The sequence below is a fragment of the Spirosoma oryzicola genome (assembly GCF_021233055.1).
In the GTDB taxonomy this organism is placed as follows: domain Bacteria; phylum Bacteroidota; class Bacteroidia; order Cytophagales; family Spirosomataceae; genus Spirosoma; species Spirosoma oryzicola.
The window spans coordinates 79794-105582 of sequence record NZ_CP089542.1 but is presented as its reverse complement, the minus strand read 5'-3'; the positions used below and the strand labels follow the sequence as shown (position 1 = coordinate 105582).

General features: G+C 48.6%; 25 protein-coding genes. 9 read left to right on the top strand and 16 right to left on the bottom strand.

Annotated elements, in window-relative coordinates:
* Positions 1 to 373: 373 nt before the first annotated feature.
* The 5 genes from LQ777_RS27520 to fucP form a co-directional block, all read right to left on the bottom strand.
* Entirely contained in the window at positions 374 to 1963 is a 1590-nt protein-coding gene (locus LQ777_RS27520) for a glycoside hydrolase family 43 protein (protein WP_232563506.1), read from the bottom strand.
* A gap of 136 nt (positions 1964 to 2099) precedes the next feature.
* Positions 2100 to 3758 carry an alpha-L-fucosidase gene (locus LQ777_RS27515; protein WP_232563505.1) on the bottom strand — a complete coding sequence of 553 codons (1659 nt, stop codon included), beginning with the start codon at positions 3756 to 3758 and terminating at the stop codon, positions 2100 to 2102.
* Between the two features lie 218 nt (positions 3759 to 3976).
* A complete protein-coding gene (locus LQ777_RS27510; protein WP_232563504.1) occupies positions 3977 to 4993 on the bottom strand; it encodes a zinc-binding alcohol dehydrogenase family protein in 1017 nt (338 codons plus the stop codon).
* Positions 4994 to 4997: 4 nt separating this feature from the next.
* Positions 4998 to 5789, bottom strand: a complete 792-nt coding sequence (locus LQ777_RS27505; RefSeq protein WP_232563503.1) for an L-fucose dehydrogenase — start codon at positions 5787 to 5789, stop codon at positions 4998 to 5000.
* A 69-nt stretch (positions 5790 to 5858) separates the two neighbouring features.
* Positions 5859 to 7112 (bottom strand): L-fucose:H+ symporter permease, encoded by a 1254-nt coding sequence (fucP, locus tag LQ777_RS27500; RefSeq protein ID WP_232563502.1) that lies wholly within the window; start codon positions 7110 to 7112, stop codon positions 5859 to 5861.
* 137 nt (positions 7113 to 7249) lie between these two features.
* Here fucP and LQ777_RS27495 point away from each other — a divergent pair, with 137 nt between their 5' ends.
* Positions 7250 to 8131 carry an AraC family transcriptional regulator gene (locus LQ777_RS27495; RefSeq protein ID WP_232563501.1) on the top strand — a complete coding sequence of 294 codons (882 nt, stop codon included), beginning with the start codon at positions 7250 to 7252 and terminating at the stop codon, positions 8129 to 8131.
* Between the two features lie 360 nt (positions 8132 to 8491).
* Here LQ777_RS27495 and LQ777_RS30550 read toward each other — a convergent pair whose 3' ends face one another.
* Positions 8492 to 8620, bottom strand: a complete 129-nt coding sequence (locus tag LQ777_RS30550; RefSeq protein WP_255720926.1) for a hypothetical protein — start codon at positions 8618 to 8620, stop codon at positions 8492 to 8494.
* Between the two features lie 1037 nt (positions 8621 to 9657).
* Here LQ777_RS30550 and LQ777_RS27490 point away from each other — a divergent pair.
* The gene (locus LQ777_RS27490; RefSeq protein WP_232563500.1) at positions 9658 to 9801 is read left to right on the top strand and encodes a hypothetical protein; all 144 of its coding nucleotides are present in this window, start codon (positions 9658 to 9660) and stop codon (positions 9799 to 9801) included.
* A gap of 417 nt (positions 9802 to 10218) precedes the next feature.
* On the opposite strand, the gene LQ777_RS27485 is transcribed toward LQ777_RS27490, so the two are convergent.
* From LQ777_RS27485 to LQ777_RS27475, 3 genes are all read right to left on the bottom strand, one after another.
* Positions 10219 to 10422, bottom strand: coding sequence for a helix-turn-helix domain-containing protein (locus tag LQ777_RS27485; protein WP_232563638.1), 204 nt, complete (start codon positions 10420 to 10422; stop codon positions 10219 to 10221).
* Positions 10423 to 10585: 163 nt separating this feature from the next.
* Positions 10586 to 10741, bottom strand: coding sequence for a hypothetical protein (locus tag LQ777_RS27480; RefSeq protein WP_232563634.1), 156 nt, complete (start codon positions 10739 to 10741; stop codon positions 10586 to 10588).
* A gap of 216 nt (positions 10742 to 10957) precedes the next feature.
* Positions 10958 to 11470: a DinB family protein gene (locus LQ777_RS27475; protein ID WP_232563633.1), complete on the bottom strand. Its 513-nt coding sequence runs from the start codon at positions 11468 to 11470 to the stop codon at positions 10958 to 10960.
* A gap of 731 nt (positions 11471 to 12201) precedes the next feature.
* Here LQ777_RS27475 and ccsA point away from each other — a divergent pair.
* The 4 genes from ccsA to LQ777_RS27455 all read left to right on the top strand — a co-directional run bounded on the left by ccsA (position 12202) and on the right by LQ777_RS27455 (position 16887).
* Entirely contained in the window at positions 12202 to 12918 is a 717-nt protein-coding gene (gene ccsA / locus LQ777_RS27470) for a cytochrome c biogenesis protein CcsA (protein ID WP_232563632.1), read from the top strand.
* Between the two features lie 20 nt (positions 12919 to 12938).
* On the top strand, positions 12939 to 13085 hold the full coding sequence (locus LQ777_RS30610) for a CcmD family protein (RefSeq protein ID WP_262924034.1): 147 nt from the start codon (positions 12939 to 12941) through the stop codon (positions 13083 to 13085).
* 221 nt (positions 13086 to 13306) lie between these two features.
* Positions 13307 to 15700, top strand: coding sequence for an ABC transporter permease (locus LQ777_RS27460; RefSeq protein WP_232563631.1), 2394 nt, complete (start codon positions 13307 to 13309; stop codon positions 15698 to 15700).
* Positions 15701 to 15849: 149 nt separating this feature from the next.
* Positions 15850 to 16887 (top strand): S66 family peptidase, encoded by a 1038-nt coding sequence (locus tag LQ777_RS27455; RefSeq protein ID WP_232563630.1) that lies wholly within the window; start codon positions 15850 to 15852, stop codon positions 16885 to 16887.
* Positions 16888 to 17014: 127 nt separating this feature from the next.
* Here the strand turns inward: LQ777_RS27455 and LQ777_RS27450 are convergent, their stop codons facing one another.
* From LQ777_RS27450 to LQ777_RS27440, 3 genes are read right to left on the bottom strand one after another with little or no spacing between them, the layout of a single operon-like run.
* Positions 17015 to 17332 (bottom strand): DUF3817 domain-containing protein, encoded by a 318-nt coding sequence (locus LQ777_RS27450; RefSeq protein WP_232563629.1) that lies wholly within the window; start codon positions 17330 to 17332, stop codon positions 17015 to 17017.
* Positions 17333 to 17391: 59 nt separating this feature from the next.
* On the bottom strand, positions 17392 to 17856 hold the full coding sequence (locus LQ777_RS27445) for a hypothetical protein (protein ID WP_341871390.1): 465 nt from the start codon (positions 17854 to 17856) through the stop codon (positions 17392 to 17394).
* Between the two features lie 46 nt (positions 17857 to 17902).
* A complete protein-coding gene (locus LQ777_RS27440; RefSeq protein WP_232563628.1) occupies positions 17903 to 18490 on the bottom strand; it encodes a TetR/AcrR family transcriptional regulator in 588 nt (195 codons plus the stop codon).
* 226 nt (positions 18491 to 18716) lie between these two features.
* On the opposite strand from LQ777_RS27440, the gene LQ777_RS27435 reads away from it, so the two are divergent.
* Both LQ777_RS27435 and bla read left to right on the top strand, forming a co-directional pair.
* Entirely contained in the window at positions 18717 to 19790 is a 1074-nt protein-coding gene (locus tag LQ777_RS27435) for a flavin monoamine oxidase family protein (protein WP_232563627.1), read from the top strand.
* A gap of 80 nt (positions 19791 to 19870) precedes the next feature.
* Positions 19871 to 20767 (top strand): class A beta-lactamase, subclass A2, encoded by an 897-nt coding sequence (gene bla / locus LQ777_RS27430; RefSeq protein ID WP_232563626.1) that lies wholly within the window; start codon positions 19871 to 19873, stop codon positions 20765 to 20767.
* 49 nt (positions 20768 to 20816) lie between these two features.
* Here the strand turns inward: bla and LQ777_RS27425 are convergent, their stop codons facing one another.
* From LQ777_RS27425 to LQ777_RS27410, 4 genes are all read right to left on the bottom strand, one after another.
* Positions 20817 to 22127 (bottom strand): TlpA family protein disulfide reductase, encoded by a 1311-nt coding sequence (locus tag LQ777_RS27425; protein ID WP_232563625.1) that lies wholly within the window; start codon positions 22125 to 22127, stop codon positions 20817 to 20819.
* 52 nt (positions 22128 to 22179) lie between these two features.
* Entirely contained in the window at positions 22180 to 23097 is a 918-nt protein-coding gene (locus LQ777_RS27420; RefSeq protein WP_232563624.1) for a Gfo/Idh/MocA family protein, read from the bottom strand.
* 107 nt (positions 23098 to 23204) lie between these two features.
* A complete protein-coding gene (locus LQ777_RS27415; protein WP_232563623.1) occupies positions 23205 to 23972 on the bottom strand; it encodes a TIGR03915 family putative DNA repair protein in 768 nt (255 codons plus the stop codon).
* Between the two features lie 4 nt (positions 23973 to 23976).
* Positions 23977 to 25236 carry a putative DNA modification/repair radical SAM protein gene (locus LQ777_RS27410; protein ID WP_232563622.1) on the bottom strand — a complete coding sequence of 420 codons (1260 nt, stop codon included), beginning with the start codon at positions 25234 to 25236 and terminating at the stop codon, positions 23977 to 23979.
* Between the two features lie 144 nt (positions 25237 to 25380).
* Between LQ777_RS27410 and LQ777_RS27405 the strand changes: the two genes are divergently transcribed.
* Entirely contained in the window at positions 25381 to 25728 is a 348-nt protein-coding gene (locus tag LQ777_RS27405; RefSeq protein WP_232563621.1) for a nuclear transport factor 2 family protein, read from the top strand.
* The last annotated feature ends 61 nt before the right edge of the window (positions 25729 to 25789 follow it).

The window sequence follows — 25789 nt, the reverse complement described above, 5'->3', positions numbered from 1 at the left end:
AATTTTTATGTAATACGGCTACAATTGCAAGTGCGGCTGATAATGACCAGTGCCGACGTTGTCGCATTGCACGGTTAAGCGCTTGGAACGTTAGCCAAACGTCCTTTAGTCCTGATACTGAGTGGTCTGTTTTTTAGAATGGGGTAAAGAGAACTGGCAAGCGGGGTAGGTTCGCAGTCGCCGTTACCGTCATCATAGCTGATTGGTTCACCAAACCCTCCCGCAAAATGAGCTAAGCGGGATTTGGCTGAGCTGCAACTGACCACAAATCGTACCTGACTCCGAGTCGAACCGTGAATGATCCGGGCGGGCGGTCCCGTCCCTTTCCAAGGTAATCACATCCGAAAATGGGGAGCCGATTGGCTGGCAATACTCACGGCCGGTTGGTATGATAGTGAAACCAGTCGATGTCGACAAAGCCACTGTCAGCGCTGTCGTTTACCGTGTATAGGCCAAGCTTGGCACCCAGGTAATTGCCGAAATTGGTAATCTGATAGACCTGCCCCAACTCCTCGAATTGCTGACCATTGGTGCTGTACGAAAAGTGCGCTTCGCCGGCTTTGTTCCAGCTTGCCCGAAACCAAACGTACTGCGCCCGCGAGTCGATCGCTTCAATGGCGGTTGATGTAGCAGGCTGGTCACATATAAACCGAAAGCCCGCGTCTGATCGCCTGACGTGAATACGGCCCGTCTTCTTGCCAAACAAGGCTACCCCCGCTGCCTGCCCATTCACCATATGCGAGATATCCATCTTCACTGTAACGACGTTTTTGTCGGTCCGTAGCGGGCGTTGCGTCAGTACGTTGGTCGTCTTGGTAATCTGGTCGGACTGTAACGGTTTGCAAGCGTACAGACGCAGAAAACCGCGGTTTTCCGTCAGCGACCATTTGTCGGACCGTGGCTGAAAATACCATTCCCATTGGGGCGATAGTGTTGCTGTCGAAAATTCATCACTGGTCTGTACCGTGTCGATCGGGCCGGTTTGACGTGGCTTTTCGGCGGACCAGACCATGTTCCCGATGCCGTCGGAGCCCGGTTTTCCCCACAGGGGACAGCCATCCTGCCAGACTACGGGTAGTAAACTAGCCTCGCGGCCACACCAGTAGGCGTTCCCGTGGTGCGTAACGAAATACCACTGCCCCCCGGTGGTTTGCACCAGCCCACCCTGATTGGGTTCGCCTTCGGCTTTGTGAATCAGTTGGCGACGTTCCGCATACGGCCCCTGAATCGCGCGGGCACGGGCCATGAAGGGAATGCGGCCCTCTGCCGTCACTTCACTGAAAAAATGGTAGTAGTAGCCGTTGATTTTGTACAGCTTGTTGGCTTCGCTGCCCTTGCCCTGGTAAAGCACCGTTCCCGTGTCAAGCAGGGCTTTACCATCGTTACGCATTCTGAACAGACGAATCTTGTAGGCGTCGGCAAAGCTGGTCATCACCAGATAAGCCTGACCGTTGTCATCCCAGAACGGACAGGGGTCATCCCAGCCTGCTTCTTTTTTTATAGGGGTCAGTGTCGACCAGGGGCCTTCGGGGCGGGTGGCCGTTGTGACGAACAGGCCGTAATCAGGATCGGTGAAATAAACGTAAAATTGATTGTTATGATGACGGATCGAGCCGGCCCAGATACCCCGGCTGTTGCCTTCCATCCGGTCGTAGTTATAGCGCGGATGAATCTGCGTCAGGTCATTGACCGCGTGGCCTATCGGTTTCCAGTTGACCAGGTCTTTGGAGACCATAATCAGCATGCCCGGCGACAACTCTTTCGTCGCCGATATGTAGTAGTATGTCGTGCCTACCCGGATAACGTCCGTGTTTTGAAAATCACCAGGCAAAATGGGATTGCGGTAGTTTTGGTCGGCGGTAGGGGCGGGCCGTTTTCCCGGTCCCTGGGCTTGGGACGTCGTCAGCGGTACGACCAAACTACCGCTCCATAATACCAGAAAGAGAATGCTTCGTAACGACATGAGAAACGGTGGCTAAGTGATGGTTAGGCACTTCTATTTCGACTTGATATGCTGCGTACGTACCGACAACGCCTTAGCGAAAGCCCCGTACGACAGGACTTCCACTAAGGCGTTAGGGTTTTACAGAGTCAATTCCCTACGTAATTTTCAGGCAGTGGGCGTAGTCGCTGGGCTTACGATTGGGGAGCGTCACTTCCAGGGCGTCGCCCGTAGGGGTGAACGACAGACTCTCCGAGTGCCCGAGTAACTGCACCTTATTGACACTATGCTTCAGCGCGGTATTCCCGGAACGTAGTGTTTTGATGCGCACTTTTCCGTCCGTGGGCCACCCCATCACAATGGCATAGAGCGCATTGCCTTTCGTCGTGAAGCGGATGTCTTCGGGGCCAAAGGGTTTGCCTTTTCCTTCGTTGAAACCCTGCGCGTTCAGGGGCGCAGCCGATTCGATAGCCGGTCCTTCGCCGAACACGCTCCACGGCCGTGTACCGAAGATGCTTTCCCGGTTCACCGCCATCCAGCTGGCGATTCCCTCCACGATGGCGGTTTCCTTTTCATCGATAGAACCATCTCCGCGCACGGGTACGCTTAGCAGCAGGTTGCCGTTCTTACTCACCACGTCGGCCAGTGTGTGAATGACGGTTTTGGGCGTTTTGTACTCGTTGTTTTCGTAAATATGCCGGTTGTAGTGCCAGCTGCCGATACACGTATCGGTTTGCCAGACGAAAGGCTCAATCTGATTCGACTGCCCGCGCTCGATGTCCCACACCATGCATTTCTGCTGCTCGGGCGTGAGGACTTTTCCGTTCAGTACGGCTTCCAGCTTGCCCCCGTGCCGTTTCATGCTGTTGTTGTAGAGGTGGGCCGCAATCCGCAGACCGGCATCGCTGATGGGCCAGAGTGGTAAGGCCGTATCGTCGAAATACACCAGATCAGGGCTGTATTTGTTGATCAGATCGACCGTGCGGTTGTAGAATTTCTCGCAGTACTCCTTGGAGGGTACGCTGACGCCGTTGCCCCAGTCCCACTGTTTATGGATGTTGCCGGTGTTCTCGCTGCCTTCGCTCAGGGCGTGATTCTGGGCGTACAGTTCCTGCGGGTCGTAACCTTCCCACCAGGTACCTTTGCCATCGGCTTTAGTTAGCTTCCCGTCGTACGGAACACCGGCGTAGGGGCCCTTCTTGTCGGCTCGCTGTGCCGTTTCGTACCAGCTCCAGGCGTGAGCCGCGTGGACGCTGACGCCGAAGCGCAGGCCGTGTTTTTTTGCCGCTTTGGCCCAGCCGCCGATCAAATCTTTTTTCGGACCCAGCTTGGTCGAATTCCAGGATTGGTACTTGCTGTCGTAGTTGTCGAAATTATCGTGGTGGTTCGCCATAGCGACGAAGTATTCCGCCCCCGCTTTCTGATACAACGCCAGCAACTGATCCGGATTCCACTTGTCGGCCTTCCATTCGTTGATGACGTCCTTAAACCCAAATTTGGACTGAGGACCGTATTTCTTCAGGTGGAAATTGTACTTTCCGCTACCCTCGTCGTACATCTCGCGGGCATACCAGTCGCCAGCTTCGGGCTGGCACTGTGCACCCCAGTGCGCCCAGATGCCGAATTTGGCATCGCGGTACCAGTTGGGTACCTGATATTGAGCCAGCGATTGCCAGGTTGGCTTGAACTTACCGGTTGCCATAGGCTCACCGGCTACCAGCGGAGCATTTGGGAACGCCAGCCCTTCTACTTTGGATAGATACCAGGCAGGTACAGCGCTGGCCAGTCCTTTCAGCAGATGTCTTCTTGATAGCATGATTATGTTGGTTAGTGGTTTATAGGTTACGTAAATGGTCAATTACCCCCAGCCCCCTCATTGATTTACGTCGTGGTGTCGGGTTCTCAAACCCGACACCACGATAGTAGGCTCATTTCGTCAGTTATTTAATAAAATTCAATAAGGGGGCTATACTCAACTGCGAACAGAGCCCCTTCAAGGGGGGCATTTTCAACTGGATTCTTGTAAAAATAGCATCAGTCGATACTGATCATCGCTTTGATGACACCACTAGTAGGATCGAGCCAGCTTTCGAACGCATCGGCCACCTGCCCGAACGAAACGTGGTGCGTGATGTAGGTAAGCGGGTTTATCTGACCGGTTGCCAGCGCAATCATGACGTGGTCAAAGTCCGCCCGTGTCGCGTTACGGCTACTCATCAGCGTCGCTTCGCGCTTGTGGAACTCGGGGTGACTAACACAAATCTCGCCTTTCTGAAGCCCGACCAGCACGTAGCGGCCCCCGTGGGCCAGGTACGAAAAACCCTGTTCGATGGCTTTCAGACTCCCTGTTGCGTCGATGACGACCGTGGGCATGTCGCCGTTGGTGATGGCCCGAATCTGCTTGATCGGGTTTTCACTTCGAGCATCGACAACGTGCGAAACCTGCAACTGCTGCTGGCAAAAGTCCAGCCGGTTGGTGTTGATATCCAGCGCTGTAACGATACCACCGGCAATGCGGGCAAACTCCATAACACCCAGGCCGATGGGCCCCGCGCCAACCACTAGTACGTGTTCATCGGGTTGAACGGCCGCCCGACGCACACCGTGTGCCCCAATCGCCAACGGCTCAACCAGCGCCAGTTCGTCAAAGCTCAGGCCGTTGCCGGGCAAAAGCGAAGACGTGGGGACGGATAGGTACTCGCGCATCCCCCCGTCAACGTGTACGCCACATACCTGCATCTGCTGGCAGCAGTTGGGTTTGCCCGATCGGCAGGCGATGCAGTGGCCACAGTGAAAATACGGCATGATGGTCACCGCTTCGCCTAGCGTAAAAGTGGTCGTGCCGTCGATCGCGACAAGTTCACCGGCCAGTTCGTGCCCCAGGATGCGAGGATACGAAAAGTACGGTTGCGTGCCTTCGTAAGCGTGCAGATCGGTTCCGCAGATGCCGATGCGTTTGATGCGGACAATGGCTTCGTTTGGTCGAAGGTCGGGCATCGCTTCGACACTGTAGGCAAGCTGACCGGGGGCTGTACAACGTAAGCTGTTCATCGATTTATTCCGCATTGGCCAGTGCCCGGTCGAGGTGAACGTATCCACCATCGACGTAGACCAGCTGACCGGTGGTGTGGCTGGAACGGTTCGATAGTAAGAAGGCCGTTGTATTGGCAATTTCTTCGGCGGTTGTCATCCGGTTTTCCAGCGGAATGTGCGCGGTGATGGACACCAGTTTATCCGCCGGGTTCGGTAATGACTGAATCCAGCGTTCGTACAACGGAGTCCAGCATTCAGCTACCACGACGGCGTTGACCCGAATACCATATTTCAGCAGTTCGACAGCCCATTCGCGGGTCAGCGCGTTGCGCCCGCCGTTGGCCGCTGCATAGGCCGATGTATTTCCCTGACCTGTATCGGCTGTTTTCGACGTGATGTTGACAATCGCGCCTTTCGACGCTTTGAGCGCGGGAAGGGCGTAATGGGCCATCAGGTAGTAATGCACCACGTTTTTGTGGAGCGAGGCAATAAACCGGTTGTAATCCCCTGATTCCAGACCGACACCATCGTTTACTCCGGCATTGTTCACCAGCCCGTCGATTCGGCCAAATTGGGCGAGAACGGCGTTGACCGCTTTCTCGGAATCCTCCGGTCTGGTTAGTTCAGCAACGACCTGAAACGCCTGCTTGCCACCCGTTTTCAGCGCGTCGACAACCTGCTGATTGTCGGCTTCATTTCGGCCAATAACGACCGGGATAGCCCCTTCGGCCGCCAGCACATTGACAATGCCTTCACCGATCCCTTTGGCACCACCCGTCACGAGAATGACTTTGTCTGCTAATTGTAAGTCCATATTTTTTTGAGAATTATCTGAGTAGAAAAAAGCCCTGCCGGAGACCTGCAGGGCTTTCAGGACTACCGATTAATGAGAAGCCATTAACGTTACTCGCTTCACCGAAAAGTTTTTTACGGCGAAGTAAAGAATGGGTAAAAAGCAGACGGCCGGTACCAAATAAGCAATTTGCATCGTGCTCAGGTCGGAGACATGTCCCATAATCACCGGGAAAACAGCCCCGCCCACGATGGCCATGATGACAAACGACGAACCTACTTTGGTTTTTGACCCCAGATCTCGAATGCTTAGGGCAAAAATGGTTGGGAACATGATCGACATGAAAAACTCAACGCCAGTAAGGGCATAGACAGGAATCATACCCCGACTGAGTACAGCAACGATTAGCAGTACGACATTGAACACACTGTACAGGGCCAGCAAACGAGGGGGAGCAATGAAGCGCATTAGAAACGTACCCAGAAAGCGGCCGATCATAAAGCCCAGCAAGGCTCCCGATAACAGAAAAGCCGCCGTTTTTTCGCCGATGCCCGCTACCTGATTGACAAACCGAATAAAGAAACTGCTGACACAAACCTGGGCACCCACGTAGAAAAACTGCGCCGTAACGCCCAGCCACAAATTCTTCTGGCTCAGCAGCGAACCGCCAGTTGCCTGCGTCGACTCATCGTCTTCCTGGATAGCCGGCAGGCGAGTCGCGATAATAAGAATGGCGACCACCAGCACAATCATACCGATAATAAGAAAGGGCAGCTGAACCGACGAAGCCTCGGCCTGTAAATACGTGTCTAGTTGCTCAGGTGACATAGCCTGCTGCTCACTAGCGGACAACGTACGCCCGGACAAAATAAACGTACCACCCAGCAACGGGGCCAGGAAAGCCGCTAGTCCGTTGAACGATTGCGCAAAATTGAGCCGCTGCGTGGCTGATTCAGCTGGCCCCAGCACCAGCATGTACGGATTGGCCGACGTTTCTAGCAGCGTAAGCCCACTGGCAATCACAAACAGCGCCACCAGAAACAAACTATACTGCCGCTGCTCAGCTGCGGGGTAAAACAGAAACGTACCGAACGCAAACAGAAGCAAACCCAGAGTGATACCCGCCTTATAGCTGTACCGCCGAACAAACAGCCCCGCTGGCAGGGCAACCACGAAGTACGCTATGTAGGACGCCGAGTCGATCAGCGCCGATTGGGCGTCCGATAATTGGCAGGCTTTTTTGAGATGGGGAATCAGGATCGGATTCAGGTTGAGCGCAAAACCCCACAGGAAAAAAAGTACGGTAATGATGACAATGGCGAAGCGGTTCTGGGCTGAGTTCATGGAAACAGGCAATGTGCTTTCTGGCTCCACAAAGAACATATGTTTCTTATTGATGATTAATTAGGAACTTATCAATATTGTAAGCTATTTTAACCAGAAAAGAGACATTCTGCGTAATTCCCTAATAACATATTGCTATGAAACCGCAGCTGTTACAAGTAACCACGGCCCCAAACCGGTCCTTTAGTGTTCGTCAGGAGCTGATACCGAACATCAATAACCGTTGGCATTGTCACAAGGAAGTCGAGCTGATTTACTTTCACCGGGGGAGCGGTACGCAGTTCGTCGGGGATAGTATTCGCCGATTTAAAGCTGGCGATGTGGTGTTGGTAGGCGCGAACTTACCCCATTATTGGTATTATGATCGGGACGAAACCGAGCCGGGTCAGTTAAAAGCCTGTCGGCTACCCTACTCTACGGTTATTCACTTTACGGAAGATTTCTGGGGGCACCAGTTCCTTGCCCTGCCTGAGAATAAATCGCTTAAAACTACACTGGACCGGGCTCGTCGGGGCTTATCCTTATCAGGTATCGTCGGTCAGCGAGTGGCTGGGTTAATGGAAAAACTCTGTCAGGCTGACGATCCCTACCGAATCATTGGGCTGATGGAATGCATGTTGGCGGCTGGCGAAACGGACGAGAGCAGTTATTTGGCGTCGCTGGGTTTTCAGTACGAAGCCTCCGAGACAGAAAATGAACGACTTAACACGATTTATAATTACACGCTTACCCATTTCTACGAAAAGATTCGGCTGCCAGAAATAGCTTCACTGGTCGGCCTGGTGCCTAATTCGTTTTGCCGGTATTTCAAATCGCGAACAGGAAAATCTTACTCACAATTTTTGCTAGAGATCCGGGTTGGGCATGCCTGTAAGCTATTGATCGAGGACAGGATGAACATCAAGCAGATCTGCTATGAAAGCGGGTTCAACAACTTTACCTGTTTTTACAAGAAGTTCAAACTCGTAACCGGTCGAAGCCCTCTGTTGTATCAGCGATTTCATCAGGAAAAACGTTGATAAAGCAAGAGTTGATGGAAATTTATAGGTTTGCAGATAGATAAATTCTCCTCGCCTCAAGGAGGAGTTTTATGTGTGGTTAGTTAATGAAGAAGCAATCAATAAAACGAGCAGCGAAATTTGATGAGCGATAGGTTGGTTTTGGTTCGGAACAATTTACTGAATAAAGTCACTGTTCAAGCCTAATCAATACGTGATTTCGCTTATACTCAGAGAAATAGCTGACAGCAATTCTTCAGCCTTCTCAACCAGCTTGTGATGGATGTGCTGCCAGGTATTCAAACCGGTTAAAGGCCACAACGAACTTGATAAACAATGCGGTAGACATGGAACTGCTAGGATAGGCACACTAAGAAGTATCTAGATGACGAGCGCATCGCTGGTAAAGTGCGCATCTGGTAACGCATTAAGCCAATCATAAATATGGTAGCTGACGAGCCGACGCTTAATAAACTGGCGCTGGTAAAACCGCTCACTATATGCCAGCACGTGCTCAACTGAGCGGTGATAATTTCATGGCTGAAGGCGCCAATAGACCGGTGGGTCTCATGCTGAAAGTACTCGTCAAAACCGCTTTTCCACCCTTGAAGACAAACAGCGCTTCGTGGACCGCTCTAGCGATTTGTCGAGGTCCGGGACCAGGCTGATGATTTGACCGCGGATAGCGAAACCTATCAACATAATGTCGAAGTCAGAGGGCGGCTGGTCATATATTAGCTAATCTCCCCGTATCGATTTGTTCACTATAGCGTAGAAGTCAAAGATAACGGACTTATGAGGTAGGCACTGCTACAGTTCACCGACCGACTGGAGCGTAGCTAGTATTGCCATGCTTCGGATATCCTATCTACTTACAAAACTTTTTTAATATGCGCGCCGGTTGTACACCCCTATGTCGCCGGGCATAAGCCAGGCGCACTTGTTCCGCACCCTAGTTTGTTGCGTTAAGCGGCTATCGTGATTGGGTGAGGATTGTGTGTTTGTTATACTTTTTGGATTGATTGCGCTATCCGGCAGTTGACGAAGGCTCGGAACTTTGCATCTGTATCTTACTTTGAAGTACTCATATGAAAAGCAGTCAAACCCAGGATTAGGATCTGGTTGGTAAGACGTTTTGGGTAACGATCAACAAAGCCATTGCCGACACGTTAGGTCAAGCAGGAGTCTAAGTCATCATTACCGCCTAACATCATCCTCCGCAAACCAACTTGGCCCATCATTTTATGAAAGTTGCCATAACCTAGCCGCAATAGGCAGACAAGCTAGTCCCACCCATCAACGAAAGGTTTGGCGGTCGTGATATTCTGATCGACAATATTAGTGAAGCGACTGCGCTAGGTGGTGGACTTAGCAGCTTGACAGACCAACAATAGGAACGGGATTTGTAACAGACCAACAATAGGAACGGGATTTGTAATTTAACTTGCTGGCTACCAATTGGCTAAATTGAGCTCTGCTACCTAACATGATTGCGGAAAAAAGTGGGGGTGATTATTAATATTTCGTCGGTAGCTGCTCTAAAGCCCATGTGTTATCGCAATTCGGCTTATGCCGTCTCGAAAGCGAGGCTAAACGCCTGTAGCAATGCGCAGTCAAATGGAGTAGTTCCCAAAAGTGTACGCGTGCTGACCGTGTCCCCAGGGGCGGCCAACACCCCGCTGGTGCAGTAACTCATTTAGCAGTCTGCGGCTACTTCTAGGGTAAGTAAGGAGGAAACCTTTAACCAATTGGCTACACAAACTGATGGCAAACTAATAGGTCGAATGGTTGAGCCAGAGTAAGTTACTCCGCTGGTTTATTTTTTGGTGTTACCAGCCGTATCCTACTTGACTGGCGCTTACTATTTGGTTAAGGGGGACTGTGCCAATGGTATAAAATAAATTGATGGCTGACAGAATTGATCGCGGAATCCCGACCTGTAAGCCAATTCGCTAAAGCTCGATCTAGGGTTACGCACGTATGTCAAGCATAAAAACGCCTAATCTTAAGCAGAATCATGGTAATTCATTAGTCTCACAGAGGAGCCTTTGTTGAAAATGACGGAAACCTTTTTTATAGTGGTAAACGCCCAATTGGGTATTGGGCAGTCAGTTAAACGAAGCTCTTAACTCCAGCAGACTCTGGTTCGTCTTGGCTGTGAAAAGCTTATTGGAGGATTGCGAACGATCGAAGCCTAACTCATATACAATCTCACTTACAGACAATGCTGTGGTTGACAGGCGTTCTTTGGCTTTGGCAATCAGCTTTTCGTGGATAAGTTGCTGCGTCGTTTGAGCAGTTAGCTGCTTCAGGAATTTACTTAAGTATTTTGTGGAAACATGCAGTGTTTCGACAAAATACTGAACTGTAGGCAGCTCTTATGAAAGTAAGTCTTACTATCGAAGTAATCCGTCAGCATATTCTCTAACCGTTCCAATTGCTTAGCTTACTGTTGGTTATTTCGCAGGTTATAAATTAAAGCTCGTAAAACCGTTGTGCGTAGGTAAACAGTACTTCTAGATGAGCGATGATTACATCCTGGCTGAATCTATCGATATTGGAATGATACTTCTGTTTGATGGTGTTGGTAATTCCGTTGATGAGTGTTTCTTCTTTGTCGGAAAGAAACATAGCCTCGTGGGCAGATTAATCAACTTATTCGTACTGCTTAATTTCTCTGAATAGAGATGTATTCTATAAAAAGTCGGGGTGAATAAACAGCATCCAACCTTTTAGCTGATGTGGTACACAGCATAATCTGGCTGGATGCCATAAAGGCTATTGCCAGTTTTTATGTTGGCAATGGCTCTTTTAAAATGACTTATATCTTTTATGCTTATCAGCTGATTATAGTTGAGGACGATCCCAGAAAGCGGGCGGTTCTACACCTAGGGTGCGTAGGTATACGTAAGCCTGCCCCCGATGGTGAATTTCATTATCGATCAGATAGAGAAGAAACCAGTAGATTGGTCCTTCATACAGACCAAAAGCCTTGTCGACCTCCTGGAAACGAGAATGTGGAATCTGCGACCAGTAAGCATTAATCTTCTCTGTCACCCGATCCCATTGCGCCAGGACCTGTTCTTTTGTCGTGGCTTGGGGTTCTTCTCCCTCGCTGAATGAAGGCCATTCACCCGAAACAACGCCCTGCATACTCTGGTCGGCCATCTGTAGAACTTCATCGATCAGTGCCGAACAAGGTCGCATACCGCCCAGGGTGTACGAAAAAAAGTGTTCGTCAGGGTAGACTTCGATCAACCGGCGGGTGAGTCCTCTATGACCCTGCCAATGAGCAAGAAGTTGCTGGGGTGAGATGACGATCTGATTCATTATTTGGCTAAGCGGTGTTGTAGTTTCCATGGCCTGCTGTTGGTTTGCGTTATTGATTGACAACACAAAGGAAAGCCAGAGCAGTGACACCGGTATGTCAGTAGTGAATCCAATCGACTATAAATAATTAGTCCCAGCACAACAGTTGCGGCATTAGCTGATCGAAACGGAAGCTGTTGAAGATTGTAAGCGTTTAGCGAAGAATTTATTGGCTGAATAAAGCATTCTCGTCTAGAGAGGTATCTTCAACTAAAGTTCGTCACGACTTTTGCGAGTAGACTCCTTATCTGGCCGTCAATATGAACGCCACTATTGAGATTTTTCATAAAATCAACAATTGTCGTAAATTATCATTTATGACGTGTTGATAAAATTTATTGTTCTATTATTTATACAGCTGCTCGAGCGTACTCAAAACTGTACGATACCATTTACCAGTGAAAGAAGTTATTTGCCGAATACGCTATGAGGTAACTAGTCATCTTCGGTGACTGACACGTCGATTCATGCTTGATTACCAATGTGAAATACTTTAGGCATTGTTGACGTGTTTCTGTAGCCGAGCTTTCATATAATGTACCGCGGGCAAACGATAGTTATTATTTCATCAACGATAGTTATGTACCACTCGGATTGACGGCTTGTTGGGTAATGTCTGTGCACTTTAATTTGACTCATTACTAGTAGAATAAGCTACTTCCTCGATTTTAAGTCTATAAGGAGCTCCGTAGAGCCTATCTTTCTCTGATAAAATATGCTGTATGGCTATCCTCAAACATTGGTGGTGGAAGATCTTGACCGTTCTGATTTTGATGTATGTGTTTATCGCTGGATTGATGAGTCCGGTGCCTAAGCTACCCATTTTACACGAAGCCATCCGCAACACATTTTTCCATCCGCCCCTATGGATCGCTATGATGAGTATGCTATTGGGGTCGGCTATTTTTTCAATTCGCTACTTACGAAAAGGCAGGCTTGACGATGATCTGATTGCGGTAGAGCTGGCTAACACAGCCCTACTGTTTGGTGTGTTGGGTTGTATAACCGGGTCTGTGTGGGCCTACTTTGCGTGGGGCGATTTGTGGCCTAATGACCCAAAAACGAACGGGGTCGCCGTGGGAATGCTTTTGTACCTGGCTTATTTTGTGCTACGCGGTTCTTTCGATGACGACCTGCGTCGGGGACGGATTTCTGCCGTTTACAACATCTTCGCCTTCGCTGTCTTTATCCCGTTGATCCTGATTTTACCTCGCCTAACCGATTCGTTGCATCCTGGGAATGGAGGTAACCCAGGATTCAATCAGTACGATGCCGACAGTTCCATCAAACGGATTATCCGCCCGGCTTTTGTGGGATTTACGTTGCTGGGTTTCTGGATCACACAGCTTCGAGTGCGTTTACGCCGGTTGGAATCCGAGCTAGAGGAGCAGGATGAGGTAAAAAAACCAATTAGCCAGTCTACGGAATTACCGAATTAAATTATTTTTAGCCTATTTCGATGAATCAGTTAACCGAATTGTTGCGCTCAGACGGGAAGATCTGGGTTGTTGTCGCTGTGATGGGCATAGTTTTGATAGGATGGTTGTCCTATCTGCTACAGATTGGTCACCGGAAAGATAAAGTTAGACGAAGAATCAAGGGCTAATGAGTACGATTACACATACATAACTATACGATTGGGCTGTTGCGTTGAAGCGTTTAAAACCATTCGTTTCTATTCAACGGCGTGTTCGGTAGCGGACAATCAATGTCCGCCTACGGACAGGGCTTATATGGAGAAATACCCTTTCCAGCTTCCTGGCTCCTTATTGTAACCTTGGCATAGTAGTTGACCCTCCCTAGCCAACGCTGTACACGACGCCGATTATGTTCCTAAACTACCTCAAGATCGCCTGGCGAAATTTGATTCGCCATAAGACCTATAGCGCCCTTACTTTACTGGGATTGGCTAGTGGTATGACCTGTGCGCTGCTGCTGGGACTTTATGTCTATGACGAGCTAACGATCGATCAGTACCATGCTAACGCGGCCAACATCTACCGGTTAAATGTGAACGTCAAATGGGATGGTAATGACATGAACATGGCTATCGGCTCAGCACCGATGGGGCCGGCCCTCCGTCAGGAATACCCCGAGATCAAGAGCGTGCTGCGGGTCAAACTCGATAACGGATTGCTTTTTCGTGTGGGAACGAAAGCTTTGTATGCAGATGGTGTTATTTACGCCGATTCGACCCTGTTTTCTTTTTTTGATTATTCCTTCCTCGAGGGCAGTGCACATACTACGACGTTGACACCCAATACTGTCGTACTGACCCGTAAACTGGCCATGTCCCTTTTCGGGCGAACTACGGGGTTACTGGGCAAAGCCGTTCGTGTAAAGGACGAGCAATTTTTGACGGTAGCGGGTATAATCGACGATGCACCGGCTAATCATCACTTACATTTCGAGGCTGTTCTTCCCTACAGCAATACGCAGCTCAACAAGATCAACCTGAACAAGTGGGATAATTTTAATTCAGCAACCTACGTCCTGCTTCATTCGAGTAGTGATGCGCGCCAGTTGGAACGGAAGATGCCTACTTTTTATCGAAAGTACATAGCTCAAGCAATTGGTGACGAGACGGGCAAAGGGGTTACTTTTCTGATGACTTTTCAGCCATTGGCTAAGATACATTTGTACTCGTCTCACTTGCTGGGGGTAGGTAACGGGGGTAATGTAGCGTACGTGTACACGTTCTCCATTATCGGTCTGTTTATTCTACTAATCGCCATTGTCAACTATGTCAATCTGGCAACAGCCCGGTCAGCGGGCCGTGCCCGAGAAATCGGGGTCCGAAAAGCGGTTGGTTCGTTACGTCGCCAGTTGATCAGCCAGTTTCTAGCCGAATCGACTCTACTGACGATGCTGGCTCTTTTGCTTAGTCTGCTATTGTTGCATGTCATTTTGCCGCTCTTTAACGCATTGGCGGCCAAGTCATTGTCTATTGATTTGTGGCAGCCCGAAAGCATCGTTCTCATAGCCGGGGGTGGCTTGCTGATTGGTTTGTTAAGCGGTCTTTACCCGGCGGTTGTTCTGGCTAGGTTTAACCCGGTAATGGTGCTCAAAGGCGCTTTTTCGACGAGCGGTAACGGGCTTTTATTACGAAAAGCATTGGTTGTGTTTCAGTTTACGGTGTCGATTAGTATGATCGTTGGTACGCTTGTCGTCTATCAGCAGTTGCAGTACATGCGGCACACGCAGCTGGGGTTTAACCAGGAACAGGTGATTGTCCTGCCGCTTAAATCACCAGCTGTTCAACGGTCAGCAGAGGTACTGAAAGAAACGTTACGACGAAATGCCGCTGTCGAGCAGGTCAGTCTAACCAGTGGATCGGTTGGTGGCGACATGAACGATAAAACCACGTTTGATTTCTACCATGCTAATGGTAAGGAGCAATCCGTCAGTACAGAGTACTTCTCCGTGGATCACGATTTTCTGGACGTGTTACAAATTGGTTTAAAAGAAGGGCGCAACTTTTCTGCCAATTTAGGGAGTGATTCAACGGGGGCGGTATTGGTCAATGAAGCCATGCTCAAACGGCTGGGCTGGAAAGACAGGACCGCCGGTTTAGTAGAGTTCAACGAAAAGCGCATTCCTATTGCGGGAGTCATCCGCGATTTTCATCTACGCTCGCTCCGGAGCCAAATCGAGCCTTTGGTTTTAATGCTTCACAAGGACCGGGGCGATAAGCTATTGATTCGAATAAAGCCGCAGAATATAGCAGCCGCCTTAGCTTACGTCGAGGACACCTATAAAACGATCAATCCAAACCAGCCCTTCGAGTACACGTTTCTGGACCAGACTTTTGCCGATCAGTACCGCGCCGACGAGCGAAAAGGCAATCTGTTTCTTTCCTTTTCGGGAATGGCCATCTTTATCGCCTGTTTGGGTCTTTTTGGGCTGGTAACCTTCACGGCGGAGCAGCGCACCAAAGAGATTGGTGTGCGCAAAGTACTTGGTGCGTCGGTTTCTAGTATCGTGACGCTGCTGGTACAGGATTTTTTGAAGCTAGTGGTCATTGCCCTTCTCATTGCTTCTCCGCTGGCCTGGTGGGCCATGAATCGCTGGCTTGAGGACTTTGCTTACCGGATCAGTATTTCGGGATGGGTCTTTGGTCTAGCCGGTTTAGTGGCGGTTGGTATTGCGCTGCTAACAGTAAGTTTTCAAAGTGTCCGTGCTGCGCTGGTCAATCCGATTAAGTCTTTACGATCTGAGTGAGCAGTGCTCAAGAAACAAGAAGGAAGACCACCTCGGACTAAGCTCAAGGCTGAATCCCTGCTGAAAAAAGCCACAGTTGACGGTAATCTGGTACGTAGAGTGCTCCGGTGCACTATTTTTATGCCTGTCATTATTTGTCAGTATTCGCCATGAACTTAGTTAAGCCCAAAGCGCTTAAACCCGGTGACACGGTAGCAACTATTTCTCTATCTTGGGGAGGTGCGGGGGAATTACCCGAGCGTTATGAACAAGGAAAACGGCAGTTGCAAGAAACGTTCGGGTTGAACGTTGTCGAAACGAAGCATGCACTAAAATCGGCTCAGTGGCTTTACGAAAATCCGCAAGCGCGTGCTCAAGATTTGATGGAAGCCTTTGCCGATCCTTCGATAAAAGGCATTATTTCCACAATTGGTGGAGACGACAGTTGCCGGATCTTACGCTACGTTGATGTGGAAATAATCAGGCAGAATCCTAAACTATTTTTGGGCTTCTCCGATAGCACCATCACTCATCTCCTTTGTTTAAAAGCGGGTTTATCCACGTTTTACGGCACATCGTTGCTGGTTGGCTTCGCCGAAAACGGTGGCATGTATCCCTATCAGGTAGCGGACATCAAGCGAACGCTTTTTTCAACGGAAGTGATTGGTCTGCTGAAACCGAATGAGGCTGGCTGGACCTCGGAACTGCTGGACTGGTCGGACGTTTCCCTGCAAAACAAGAAACGAGAAGTAGAGTCCAATCCTGGCTGGAATTTTTTGCAGGGTGAAACAATCGCACAGGGCAGGCTGATTGGTGGCTGTATGGAAGCACTTGAATCGTTGAAAGGAACAACTTGGTGGCCTGACAATGAATGTTGGGCTGATTCGATCTTGTTTTTTGAAACGTCAGAATTGAAGCCGGAACCTGATTCTTTTCGGTGGTGGCTGCGCAATTACGCGGAACAGGGTATCTTGAAAAAGGCGAATGGGATCATCCTAGGCAGACCTTATGATAACGTCTATGTCAACGCGTACAATGATGAACTGCTAAAAGTGCTGCACGAGGAAGGTCTGACCGAAATGCCCGTTATTACGGAAATGGACTTTGGTCACACATGTCCGGTCTTTACCATTCCTTACGGGGCAATGACCCAAATTGATTGTTTAATCAAGACATTTAGCCTGCTGGAAAGCGGTGTTGACGAGTAAATACCGCTGTACCGAAACACATTGTGTTCTGTTTGATTTACCGATAAACCAAACAGAACACAATGGTACTCCATCAACTGATAGTCGAATCCAATGTCAAAAAATAGCAAATGACCCTCTAATACCTTTACTCTTGTTTGGCAAAAGCGTCCTTTAGAATATACCGGTCGATGTAGAAAGTACCAAAAGGAATTATGCAGGCAATGAGCACTTTCCAGGTAGTTTGTTGAAATTTCCATCGTTGCTCAACACCCACGCTTAGGGTGTTGAAAACAAACCAAAGGAAAAGCAAACCATGTACAGGGCCCAACGCTTTGACCAGCGCAGGGTTACCATTCCAGTATTTTAACGGAACTGCAACAAAGAGGAGCATAATAAGGGAAATACCTTCCAGATAGCCCAGTACACGCAGTCGGCCAACCGGAGTTTTAAGTAATGTAATCATAGAAATACTGTTTGAGAGCTAATTGTAACTTTGGTTTGAACTCGGTTTAACGGCAGGGATTAAAAACTCCGGATGTAAGGTCTGTTGGCCAGTGGTGAAAATGGCCAAGGTATTGCCATGAGAAGAATGACCAGCCCCCAGCTAAACCACGTCAGCATTGTCCTATACTTTTCTGCGTCGTCTTTTGCTCGCTTAGCCTTGGCCGATCCGATAGTGATCAAAACCACGGCTACCAGCATCATTGCCAGATGGACGTAACGGAAAAATAGTTGTTCATTGATCCACTTGTCAGGATTATCTCCCATGGACAGCTTAACAACTGGGCTTTGAACGTACAGCGCCATCCCTAAAAGCAGCTGTATATGGGCAATCGTTGCGGTCCAGTGACGAAGGCTGTTGATAGCAGTTGTGAATACCTGCCTTCGATAGAAGCCCGTGTAAGCACTGTAAATAGCGTAAACAAGGCTGATTAGAACAAGCCAGCGCCAGCATGAGTGAAGAAAGAGGAGAACTGAATACATCATTTAGAAGGATAAACATACTGATCAGTATGTTTTTGGGTAAAAAAAATTAATCAAGCTGTAAAAGAAATTTTTGGTATTCGCTCAGAAAAGCCGTGTAGGCCGTTTGTCCCATCACTTTACCGGTATTTCGTATGCCAGAATAGTTCGAGATGATATAAGTTGCCAGGTAAGCGGGATTGTGCTTGCTATTAAGCTGGTTCTCATCCTGGGCATGAACGATAGCAGCCTCGATAGCAGAGTGCCATTGCTGCATAATCCGTAATAATGCCTGTTTAAACTGCGGATTGACAGGCGCCATCTCTTCAATCAGGTTAACAGCCGGACAACCGTAATCTACATTGAAAAAAGTGTTTGTAAGCAGCAAATTTTCCATCATAGAATATAGGTTTAACCGTATGTCTGTGGTTCTAGACAATGTGTCCTTCATGTAAGGAAGCAGGTTGGGAGCCAAGATTTCATTGATAATGGCAAGTCCCATCTCTTCCTTGTTCTTAAAATGATAAAAGAGTGCTCCTTTGGTAAGCTGTGTCGTGGCAATAATGTCATCAATACTGGTTGCTTGATACCCGTTCCGGTAGATGAGTTCCAACGCCTTCTGTAGAATCGTAAACCGGGTCAGGGCTGCTTTTGACATAAAATACTAACTAGTATGTTTTTGCAAACATAGTTGAAATAGTTGATTGTCTGTTCAACGGTAGGTTAAATTTTTTTCGCCTGGAAAGACCAAGCACTTCCGGCTTAATGGTTTGGGAATGGTGGCGGTTTTGTGAACCGGGCGGGCGTCTCCGCCGACACCATCATCTTGCCTTGATTTTTTGATAAGAGTTCGTAAAGCTTACAGGGGCGAGTAATTTTGTCGAATGGAATCTAATGACAGTATTATCATCATCGGTGGAGGATTAAGCGGACTAAGTTTAGCTTATTATCTACGCGACCAACCAGTTAACGTCACTATTCTGGAAGCCAGTCCCCGATTAGGTGGACGAATCCATACGGTAGCGGGTGTTTTGGCTACCCCACTGGAGCTGGGCGCTACCTGGTTCTCCACTAAGCATCCTAATCTGCTGGCGCTTATTGAGGAATTGGGACTGACTATCTTTCCTCAATTTTCGGAAGGTATTTCTTTGTTTCAGTCCAAATCCTTCGAGCCTTCTCAACAGTTTTTTATTCCTGCTTCTCAGTCGCCGTCCTATCGGTTGGCAGCAGGAACCGGACAGCTGATTGAGGCACTGGCAAAACAACTTGATACCTCGTCCATTCACGTAAATACCGAAGTGACCGGAATTCGGGAAGTTCCGGAAGGAGTCATTGTCGAAACGACGACCGGTCAAAAATACCACGCTAATCGAGTCGTGAGTTGTATACCTCTTCCTGTAGTATCCTCAAAAGTGAAAATAACACCTGAACTGCCCCTCGCGGTTGGTGAACTGTTACCGACGGTTCAAACCTGGATGGGTGGCTCTATCAAATTTGCGGTTGAATACGCTACTCCTTTTTGGCGCACGAATGGGTATTCGGGAATGCTCTACAGCCAGGCGGATATTGTCGTTGAGATGTACGACCATACCAGTGCTGACGGCCAGCGGTATGGGTTCACCGGATTCTTAAACGGAGGATCTGCGTCTTTTACGCAGGAAGTCCGTAAGGAGTTAGTATTGCGTCAGTTAGGCGAGCTATTTGGCTCTGAAGCGCTACAACCTACGGCTTATTTCGATAAACTATGGAACGACGAATTTCTCGTAGCTGGCAATCCGGTGATTCATCGGCCCCATCAAAACAACGGCCACCCGTTGTTGCACCAGGCGTATCTGAACGAGAAATTATACTTCGGTGGTACGGAAACGTCCAATGAATCACCCGGCTATATGGAAGGGGCTGTCGTAGCGGCTAAAAGACTGGCTGCTCAGCTTACATCAGCCGTATCATTTTCGTGAATAGTTCATCCGCAATCAGTAAGGATGGTTTTGCACATTCTATCTTTGCGGCTAAAACACACATTCCATTCGCTATAATCGTGAGAATCATTTTACTCTTTATCGGACTCCTTTGTCTGGTTTCACCAGTATCTGCCCAAATCGACCGGTTGCAGACAAAAATCGAACAGGTCGTCAACAGTAAGAAAGCAACAGTGGGTGTAGGCATTTATGACGTTGGTAGTCAACAGACGTTGACCATTAACGGCAACAAGCACATGCCCATGCAAAGTGTGTACAAGTTTCACGTGGCCTTAGCGGTGTTGCGGGAAGTCGATAAGGGACGATTTCGGCTCACGCAAAAGATGCGCGTGAAAAAGAGTGATCTGGTACCTGGTCTGCACAGTCCGATGGGGGAAGCCTATCCGAACGGGGAAGTCGATTTACCCTTAGCCGATATAATCCGGTATACGGTCGCTGATAGCGATGGTAGCGCCTGCGATTACCTCTTCCGCCTATTGGGTGGCCCCAAGCAGGTGGACGCTTTTATTCATCAGCTTGGTATTCAGGATGTAGCCATACGCCATACCGAGGAAATGATGCAGGCCAAAGGTAATTGGGACGTTCAGTACACGAATTGGACAACACCAAAGGCGATGCTGGATTTGCTAAAGCTGGTTTACCAGCGTAAGGTTCTGTCCGCTAGCAGTCACGATTTTCTGTGGAAGGTCATGGTTGGGACAACAACCGGACAAGATCGACTTAAGAAATTGCTGCCCGCCGGTACAGTAGTGGCCCACAAGACCGGTACGTCAGGAACTAACAAAGAAGGCCTGACGGGTGCTGTCAACGATGCGGGCTATATCGTGTTGCCAAACAGCAAGGCTATAGCCATCAGCGTCTTCGTCATGAACTCAACCGAAAGTATGGAGACGAATGAGCAGATCATCGCCGATATCGCTAAACTAGCTTACGATCACTTCGCTAAGTCAAACTGAACTTTACCGTCGGTGTACAAATTTTTTTACCTGAGAGAGTTAGTATGATTTACTCTTCCAGTTTGTTCAATTCGTTTAGTTTGGCTTCTAACTTTTCCATGCTTAGGTCAGCAGCTACTATTTTGCCATTTGGGTTAAGCAGTACACTCGTTGGATAGGCCGTAACATGGTACTGATCAACCAAACCGTCCGGGCCATTGGACAATAGTTGAGGCCACCTTACGTCATGCTTCTTCAGAAAATCTCGTAAATGTTCTGGACTGTCCCTGCTTACAATACCGATAAATTCGAAACGGTTTTTATTAAGTCGCTTATAAAGCCGCTTCAACGTTGGTAGAGTCGATACACAGGGGGAACACCAAGTACCCCAAAATTCGACAAAAACATATTTACCTTTCAAGCTACTCAGTGAGATCGAATTTCCGGTGGTGAACTCGCGAGCGATAAAAGGTCGAAACGAGCGACCAGTCCTTAGGGAGTAATCAATCGTGTTAGTGGCTAAGGGTTCCAACTGTAAGGTATTGGTGAATGTATTAACCCCTTTATTTTTGTATTTACGACCACCAAGGGTGATAACATCGCCTATTTCAGTCAGGTCTTTCTGGCTAACTGCCTTTTGCCAAAACCAGCGAGGTGTCTGTGCAATTGACGTAGAACCAATGTAATCTAATCCTGCAAATCCGTTTGTGATAACCAAATCGATTCGTTCGTCTGCGTGTCGAAAAGTAGCTTTGGCGTATTGAGGAAAATTGAAAAACAAATCATTGCCCATCCGTTTGACAACCAACGGTATACGAGACGTAATAATCTTTCCTTTTTGATAGGATTGGTACATGACTAAACGGGCATCGGCAACATTGTCCGGTATGGAACCCGGCTTAATTTCTTCCGCTTCAAAAGGAGTTTCGTCGCTAAAATCAAGGTTGTTATTGGTATCCACCAGCACCAACCATTTGCCCTTACTCTGATCGAACCCCTTCACTAGATAAACGTAACACTTAATCGGTTGCTTAGAGAAAAGGGCGTCGTCCAGGTTAATTTTACTACTTTGTTGGTAACCCTTGTACCAGGATCTTGGTACGGTACCGCTTATTACATTCTGATAGATGAGTTGCCAAGTATTAACCCTGGCCATTGCCTTTTCTACGTTTGTCCAGTTCTCAGGTACTCCTTTGATGGACAACTGCATTTTGCTCCAGTATGATCCATCGTTCACATCCGGTGTGAAGCGAGAAAAACCGACACTAAAAGGCCCGTATCCATTCGCTGTAGTTATGGGTAGTTCAACCAGAGTTGCCACCTGTTGGCCTTTCGTTGAACTATAGAATAGGAGGACGAAAAGTAGCGTTTGAATCTTCATAAGGAGGTCCTCAATCAAGCATTGAATAAGCAGAGTAGCTACTATACAAAGTTTAATACGATTCTTTCATCACCCTCTCTATAATTTGCTCACACAGTTGGTGGCTCATAAGCGCGTCGTCCAGATCAATATACGGTGAACACTCCCCGGCTACAGCCCGCAGAAAATCGTCGACCATCAAGGCAAAACCGCGTTTGTGTAAGGTTGGCTCCCAGTCGTTCTGGCGCACGTAGTCACTGCCCAATGTACTTTCCCGGATTAATTGGGAAATGTTGACGGCTACTAATTTTTGACTTGCTGACATAATTTCCAGCCGCTCTTCGGTTATCGCTGTGTTGCGGTTCATAATCCCAAGTGCTGTCTCTCCGTGTGGAGCTTTTAGTTGTAGCGTCAACTGTTTGAGCTGATCGTCCTCGCGCATATACGTGATTTGCCAATCGGCAATCGGAAACGGAAAAAGCCACCGTAGTGTGTCCACCACATGAATAAAATCGTCCAGCACAAACGACCGGATTTCGCCCGGCAAGACGGGCCGGTTCTTCTGCATCAGGATCATTGTCGGCTTGTCAACCGCTTTTAACTGGCGATAAATTGGGGCATACCGGCGGTTGAAACCGATCATTAGCAGCGTGTTCGTTTGCTTAGCCAGCTTAACTAGTTGTTCGCTTTGGGCGAAGTGAAGCGTCAGCGGCTTATCGACAAAAACCGCGACCCTGGCCTCTAATAGCGTCTCGACAATCGCGTGATGTGCTACCGTAGCCGCATGCACAAAAACGGCCTGTATACCGGCCATAATCAGTGAGCTGATGTCCGGGTGTACGTGACTAATCCGGTATTGCCCGGCTATTCGCTGCATTTTCTCCGTCGTAGTCGAGCAGAGATGAATTTCTATATCCGCCCGCGCTGCAAGGAGGGGCAGATAAGCCTTGGTCGCAATATCGCCGAGTCCAATGATACCAATTTTGAGCATAGATGCGCAGGTAATTAACGGATAGGTAATAGCACTAGGTGAGGACTGTTGATCGTAATCATATTTCCGCCGGGACCTGGTCGATTCGTATAAACTGCCACGCCATCCTAAGGCATTTTTTCGGTTAAATACCTCCAATATCGTTTGGGCATATGCTGAAGTTGAAGGCGCTTATTCTTGCGGGCATCGATGGTTACGCTCTTGAAATAGCGACGCCAGAGTTCCTGGTAAAATGCCTCGCCTTCATCACTGATCTCAGCCACAAGCCCAGTACGATTAGTCCGGCCATCCTGAACGCCGAGCGTTACAGTCGTTGCTTTCTCTAAATCATAATAAATGCCATACCGACGCTTGGCATCGTAAATGAGCCAGTGTTGATCGGCATACCGGCTTTCAAAGTGAGGGCAGATCAAACCCAGTACATCGCAATCCGGTTCAATGAGCGCGTAATACAACTGGTCGGAGGTGAGCTTGAAACGAACAAACGCTTCCATTCGATGCGCTTCCCGTTGCACCCGCTTGGCTGCCTGCTTAACGGCCCAAACCGCCGGGTGAGCGTAGTCCTCTTCCACATTCTGGGCACTCGCAAAGACATGACTGACAAAGCTCCACATCATATCGTCGGGTCGGTCGAGGTCAGAAAGAAACGTTTTGTAAAGTCGGGTCATGCCTTCTTCCGACAATCGCTTTCGTAAGCCCGTCAATACCCGCTCTGCTTTCACTTCGTCGGTGGTCACCGAATGAGTCCTGCTAAATAACGAGCCTGTAGACGCTTCCGAACGGGAAAACGCAACGTCCGTTAGTTTGTGGTCGTAAATGGCAAAGATAGCCGTGAGCCAACCTTCATACGTTCCATCGTATACTATACTCGTCATCCGATCAAAATAAACTTAACTGATTCGAAAAAGTAGACTGGTATTTGCTTTTTTGCACCGTCAGAATCAGTCGTTTAAGTTGCGAAGGGGTATAATCGGGTTGGGGAGCAAACGGCTGACTGAATGCCAGAAAATAGCGGGCTCGATTGTAAGCGATGCCCATCTTCTGTAGGTGCTCGGCCTTGAGCCGTCTGAACCGACGCGCAGCCACAATTTTCTGGGCACTTTGAAAGCCAATGCCGGGGATGCGTTTGATTAGCTCGATATCAGCCGTATTGACATCGACCGGAAACTGATCCAAGTTTCGTAAGGCCCAGCCCAGTTTGGGGTCTACATCCAGGTCCAGATTTGGCTGAGTAGCGCCAACCAGTTCGGTAAAGCCGAAGCCATAATAGCGCAGTAGCCAGTCGGCCTGATAAAGCCGATTTTCCCGGATGATGGGAACGGGTGTACCGATCAATGGCAGCCGATTGTCCTCACTGATAGGTACATAGCCTGAATAGTACACCCGCTTCAGGCTCAGTTGATTGTAGAAGTGATTGGTCATACCCAGAATATCCAGATCGGTTTCTTTTGTGGCACCAATCACCATTTGCGTACTCTGACCAGCGGGAGCAAAACTAGGTGCTTTGGGGTTGTTTTTGCGTTCTTCTTTGTGGCCCGCAATCTCGGTCTTCAGATACGTCATGGGCCGGATCACATCCTGATGGTTTTTTTCCGGTGCGAGCAGTTTCAAGCTTTGTTCAGTAGGCATTTCCACATTGACGCTCAAGCGGTCAGCGTACAAACCCGCTTCTTTGATCAGCTCTTCACTGGCTCCCGGAATGGCTTTCAAGTGGATGTAACCATTAAACCGATGCTCCGTGCGTAGCTTTTTGGCAATTCGCACTAAGCGTTCCATCGTGTAGTCCGGACTATCGAAGATTCCTGAACTCAGAAAAAGCCCTTCAATGTAGTTTCGACGGTAGAAATTAATCGTCAGATCAACGACCTCATCGACCGTAAAGGCAGCCCGTTTGACATCATTGCTCTTCCGACTCACGCAATACGCGCAATCGAAAATACAATGATTGGTCAATAGAATTTTCAGCAGGGACACGCAGCGACCATCTTCGGTAAAGGAATGACAAATGCCATAGCCTTTGGTATCCCCTAACCCCTTGTCCTTGTTGGCTCGTTTGCTCTGACTGGACGAGCAGGATACATCATATTTTGCCGCATCGGATAGAATTTCCAGTTTCTCTATCACTCGATCATTCACCATCTGGAACTCTAGTTTGTCAACAATAAAAATACCATAACTTGCCCTCCTATCAAAGGCAAACATGACAATAACAACAGTATTATTGTGTCATTTTAGCGTTCATAGCGGTAAGCAACCGCTACTTCTTACTAGCCATTCAACTTTATGAGTGAAACGAACAAAGCAGTCTTAGAAAAGGCAAACGCGGCTGTCACCAAGGGCGATAATGAGGGTTTTCTAGCTCATTGTACCGAAGACACCCAATGGGTATTTGTGGGTGAGCAAACCCTACAAGGCAAAGAAGCGGTTCGACAGTGGATGGCAACGGCATACGCAGAACCTCCGGTATTTATGGTCGAGCAGTTGATTGCCGAGGGCGATTTTGTTACCGCCATTGGCCGGATTAATCTCAAAGACGAAACAGGGGTAACCATTCCTTATTCGTACTGTGACGTATGGCGCTTTAGTGAAGGCAAAATGGCTGAACTAAAGGCATTTGTCATTAAAGCGTAGTCGTAAGAAACTGGCCTTTTTTTTGACCATTATCAAAGCATAACGTTTCCGTGTCTCTCCG

Coding starts and splice junctions, on each gene's coding strand:
- LQ777_RS27520 (WP_232563506.1), bottom strand. CDS start 1,963: ATGTCGTTACGAAGCATTCTCTTTCTGGTATTATGGAGCGGTAGTTTG.
- LQ777_RS27515 (WP_232563505.1), bottom strand. CDS start 3,758: ATGCTATCAAGAAGACATCTGCTGAAAGGACTGGCCAGCGCTGTACCT.
- LQ777_RS27510 (WP_232563504.1), bottom strand. CDS start 4,993: ATGAACAGCTTACGTTGTACAGCCCCCGGTCAGCTTGCCTACAGTGTC.
- LQ777_RS27505 (WP_232563503.1), bottom strand. CDS start 5,789: ATGGACTTACAATTAGCAGACAAAGTCATTCTCGTGACGGGTGGTGCC.
- fucP (WP_232563502.1), bottom strand. CDS start 7,112: ATGAACTCAGCCCAGAACCGCTTCGCCATTGTCATCATTACCGTACTT.
- LQ777_RS27495 (WP_232563501.1), top strand. CDS start 7,250: ATGAAACCGCAGCTGTTACAAGTAACCACGGCCCCAAACCGGTCCTTT.
- LQ777_RS27490 (WP_232563500.1), top strand. CDS start 9,658: ATGTGTTATCGCAATTCGGCTTATGCCGTCTCGAAAGCGAGGCTAAAC.
- LQ777_RS27480 (WP_232563634.1), bottom strand. CDS start 10,741: ATGTTTCTTTCCGACAAAGAAGAAACACTCATCAACGGAATTACCAAC.
- LQ777_RS27475 (WP_232563633.1), bottom strand. CDS start 11,470: ATGGAAACTACAACACCGCTTAGCCAAATAATGAATCAGATCGTCATC.
- ccsA (WP_232563632.1), top strand. CDS start 12,202: ATGGCTATCCTCAAACATTGGTGGTGGAAGATCTTGACCGTTCTGATT.
- LQ777_RS30610 (WP_262924034.1), top strand. CDS start 12,939: ATGAATCAGTTAACCGAATTGTTGCGCTCAGACGGGAAGATCTGGGTT.
- LQ777_RS27460 (WP_232563631.1), top strand. CDS start 13,307: ATGTTCCTAAACTACCTCAAGATCGCCTGGCGAAATTTGATTCGCCAT.
- LQ777_RS27455 (WP_232563630.1), top strand. CDS start 15,850: ATGAACTTAGTTAAGCCCAAAGCGCTTAAACCCGGTGACACGGTAGCA.
- LQ777_RS27450 (WP_232563629.1), bottom strand. CDS start 17,332: ATGATTACATTACTTAAAACTCCGGTTGGCCGACTGCGTGTACTGGGC.
- LQ777_RS27445 (WP_341871390.1), bottom strand. CDS start 17,856: ATGATGTATTCAGTTCTCCTCTTTCTTCACTCATGCTGGCGCTGGCTT.
- LQ777_RS27440 (WP_232563628.1), bottom strand. CDS start 18,490: ATGTCAAAAGCAGCCCTGACCCGGTTTACGATTCTACAGAAGGCGTTG.
- LQ777_RS27435 (WP_232563627.1), top strand. CDS start 18,717: ATGGAATCTAATGACAGTATTATCATCATCGGTGGAGGATTAAGCGGA.
- LQ777_RS27425 (WP_232563625.1), bottom strand. CDS start 22,127: ATGAAGATTCAAACGCTACTTTTCGTCCTCCTATTCTATAGTTCAACG.
- LQ777_RS27420 (WP_232563624.1), bottom strand. CDS start 23,097: ATGCTCAAAATTGGTATCATTGGACTCGGCGATATTGCGACCAAGGCT.
- LQ777_RS27415 (WP_232563623.1), bottom strand. CDS start 23,972: ATGACGAGTATAGTATACGATGGAACGTATGAAGGTTGGCTCACGGCT.
- LQ777_RS27410 (WP_232563622.1), bottom strand. CDS start 25,236: ATGGTGAATGATCGAGTGATAGAGAAACTGGAAATTCTATCCGATGCG.
- LQ777_RS27405 (WP_232563621.1), top strand. CDS start 25,381: ATGAGTGAAACGAACAAAGCAGTCTTAGAAAAGGCAAACGCGGCTGTC.